Here is a 3,607-nt window from a genome sequence, read left to right on the forward strand (position 1 = left end):
TGCTGGGGCGCATAGGGAAAGACACGCTTGAACAGACCGGTGTCATAGGTGCGATAGGCACTTTCGCAGAACCAGTCCTTCATGTAGCGCTTCGTGAACAGGTACAGATAGCCTCTGCGCATCGTGCGTACGGCATAGCGCGCGTGCTTGCCCTGTAGCGGCGGAAAATCGGCGCCAAGGTGGGGCGGTAGCGCAGGCGCCAAGGTATCCAGGCCCGGGCCGGCGTCGGTCACAACGGCATAGCGCAGGGGCAGGATGGCGACTTCGCTCTTGCACGCGACCACGGCGCTGGGGCCCGCGTCGCAGCGCGTTTGATCAGCGATGCGGAGAATTTCCGGTACCAGGGACGCAAGGGTCGGCATCGTCATCGGGAAGTCCTGTTGCGCGGAGTAGGGATCGAGGTGGCGACGGCTAGGGGTGTTCCTCCAGCGACGGCATGTTGCAGCGCCTGCTGCCATGCGCGGTCAGCGTGAAGGCTGGCGGCCGGCCGCGACAAGGCCGTGAATACGAAGGCGATCAAATCGTCATGGCGGCTCAGCCCGATCTGATGGGCCGACGCAAGGTGGGTCCGAATATGCGCCAAACGCACCCCACGGCACGAGGAAGAGAACAGGTCAGCCGAGGCTCGTTCGAGCGCGTCAAGCAAGCGGTACTCAAGCGGATCCGCCGCCAGGGCCGTCCACAGCGCCTCCGTCAACACCAGGGGCGTGGGCGGACGGCATTGGGCATTTGCACCGCCCGGAATGCGGTGCCATTGCGGATGCTTGAGATCGGCACCGGTAAACCACCATGAAATGATGGGCGCAAACACGCCGTCTACCCAGGCAGCGTCGGCTTGCCTGTGCAAAACGGGGGTGATCAACGGGTCGTAGAAGCGCAGCAGGTAACGTTCGCCGTTTTGATCGACCGCGAAGCTTGCCTGGCTTAAATGGACGGCCAGGTCGGCCGGACTGAGGGTGCTGGTGATCCAGGCTTGGGCGATGTCGGTGTCGTAGGGGCTCGCTACGGATACCAAACCGTTCAGCGAAGAAAGACCGCCTTCGCCCGGGCCAGCCAGCATCGCGCCCAGCGGCCGTAAGACCGCGAACTCAGGGTCCAGCAACAGCGGATGGAGCATGCCAGCCATGTCGCGCTGGACCTTGTCGCGTTGCGCGTCGGATAACGCGGCCATATCGATCAACACCATCGAATAACGCGCTTGCCCGGGCGGTGCGCCGTGTATGTCTTCCGCCAGAGCCCGTTGCAGTTGGGACGGAATCATGGGCTCACCTTCATCAGCGCGGTGCGCTCTTTCGCCGCCTTGAGCCAGCAGCTTAGGCAAATGGGTTCGTCGGCGTTTGGCGTGCCGTCAATGTTGAGCGCGACGCCCGCGCCCGAGCCTCGCTGATTAAGCGGGCCCTTGATATTGACGGCGACACCGTCCAGCGTGATGCCGCCTTCATCAAGCGTGATCGAGCCACCGGGGCTTTGCAATACGATCCGCTCGCGGGTTTGAAGGCGGTAGACGGTGGTGGCGCGTTCAATCGCCTGTCCGGCTTCGATGCGGTGATGCCCTTGAATCTGGTGTTCGAGGTGGCCGCCGGTTTCGATCCAGTGATGGGCAAACGTCTTGTCGCGACGATTGTTCCCCACTTCGTCTGTTCGGTCCTTGCCAGTGATGATGCTGTGGTCCCGTATGACTTCCAGCACCTCGTCCTGGCCGATCCGGTGCCGGCGATCCCGGCCAATGTCGGCGCGTTCATCGTTGCCCACCGTTTCCTCGCGGTCATGGCCGATCACGATGGTTTCGTCGTTTTCCACTTTTTCGCTGCGGTCATGGCCGACAAACGTGTTCTCGTCGTGGTTGACGTGAATGTTCTGGTCCTTCTGCGCGTGGACGTATATCTCTTCTTGGTCCCGCTCGTCTTCAAATCGCAGTTCGTTGTAGCCCTGGCCCTTGTGGGTCTGGCTCTTGATCGTCATGCGTGTCTTGTGGCGGGGCAGCTCATACGGCGGCAGCTGCAGCGCCATGTGCGTTCTGCCGGTGATGACCGGCTGGTCCGCATCGCCGTCCAGATAGTTCACGATGACTTCCTGTCCGATCCTGGGTATTGCCATGTGACCCCACGTGGCGCCCGCCCAGTTTTGCGATACCCGGATCCAGCATGAGCTGTGCTCGTCATGCTTGCCCAGGCGGTCCCAGGGGAATTGCACCTTGACCCGACCGTAGTTGTCGCAATAGATCTCCTCGCCCGCGGGGCCCGTCACCGTGGCGACCTGCGGCCCGTCGATCCGAGGCTTGGGCAACGGCTCGGCTCGCCATTCGGCGTGCTTTGACACGAGTTCCGCGGTGTAGCGGTATTGCGTGCCGCGTTGCGCATCGGCGCCGTCTTCTTGTTGGCTGGTGTGCTGGACGCCATGATGGCGCATGCGTATCGGACGCCAGCCTTGGTTCAAGTCGTTGCGCGGATGGCCGACCAGTTCGAACGAAAGTCCTGGCTCCAGGCGAGGGTCGTCGCCCTCGACAGTTGCGACGCGCGCGTCACGCCGCAGGCCGCGCAACCGGTTTTCTGTGTAGGGTTTGCCCGCTTCGTCGCGCTTGTAGCGACCGGGGTAGTCGTAGCGTTCGTAATGGGCGTGCTGATGTTGCAGGTCGCTACCGTCGTGACTGTGTTCCTGGGCGTATCGCGGATGGGTGTAGGTGTAGTCGCGCTGGGTTTGCCGGGCGGTACGGACCTGTTCGGCATAAGAGAACCGGCGCAGCGCGGGTTCAGTTTGGTCACCCCCGGGTGCCGGTTGATAAAGCACGGGATCCCCGTCGATACGGCCGTGTATGTGCAGGCGGTCGCTGTGTATCAGCCGGTGACCCTTGGCGTGGTGGTGAAAGGCGTAGAAGAATCCTTCTTCTCGGGCCAGACGTTCAACAAAGTGCAGGTCCGTGTCGCCGGCCTGCACGCAGTATTCACGTGTCAGGTGCTCATGCGTGATCGTCTGCTCGTAATCAAGGATGCCGTGCTCTTTCAGGACGCTTTGCAGAATTTCGGGCACGGACAGGTGCTGGAAGATGCGCCAATCGGAACACAGGCCCGCGCGGGCCAGCTGCGGTTCGACGGTGGCGCGGTAGCGCGTGCGGCGAAAGCCGGTCGTGCCTTGTTCGAAACGGGACACGACGCCGTGGATGTACCGCAACGGGGCATCGTCGCGCCAAATGGTCAGCAGCGCGGGTTGATCCAGGATTCGGGCAAAGTCGATCGACGCATCGGCGCTGGCCAGTTCCAGCTCCAGGCGAAACGGTTCGGAAAGCGCTTCGTCAAACGTGAACTCGACAAGCTCGAAATCCAAGCCGCCAACGACGCCAAAGGTAAAGCGCAGGTCGCACAGATGAGTCACGATAGCCCCCCCGGGACGCGAGATGCCGACATAGTCGGCCACATCGCCGGGACGGGGCTATAGGACGATTACGAAAAGCGCATTGCCTTTCAGACAGTGGCTATAGGGCGAATAGGAAAGTCAGAGGACTGGCTTCTGAACCTTACCCTTGGGCATCATGGATAGGCTTCTTATCCGTATATACAAGGAGGGCTTGCGATGCGAGTCGCCAAATTGGGTAACAGTCAGGCCGTGGGTC

Annotated in this window: 3 protein-coding genes; all 3 read right to left on the reverse strand. The window is 61.9% G+C overall.

Annotation, left to right across the window (positions count from 1 at the left end; translation table 11 throughout):
* The coding region (locus tag YH64_RS29915; RefSeq protein WP_221935939.1) for a toxin VasX at window positions 1-368 on the reverse strand (368 nt) is incomplete at its 3' end.
* A complete protein-coding gene (locus YH64_RS29920) occupies window positions 365-1,321 on the reverse strand; it encodes a DUF4123 domain-containing protein (RefSeq protein ID WP_143215625.1) in 957 nt (318 codons plus the stop codon). The genes YH64_RS29920 and YH64_RS29915, both read right to left, overlap by 4 nt.
* Window positions 1,258-3,369 carry a type VI secretion system Vgr family protein gene (locus tag YH64_RS29925; RefSeq protein WP_046807953.1) on the reverse strand — a complete coding sequence of 704 codons (2,112 nt, stop codon included), beginning with the start codon at window positions 3,367-3,369 and terminating at the stop codon, window positions 1,258-1,260. Before YH64_RS29925 ends, YH64_RS29920 begins: the two co-directional genes overlap by 64 nt.
* Window positions 3,370-3,607: the final 238 nt, after the last annotated feature.

It is taken from the genome of Achromobacter sp. LC458 (assembly GCF_001005835.2).
GTDB lineage: Bacteria > Pseudomonadota > Gammaproteobacteria > Burkholderiales > Burkholderiaceae_B > Achromobacter > Achromobacter spanius_B.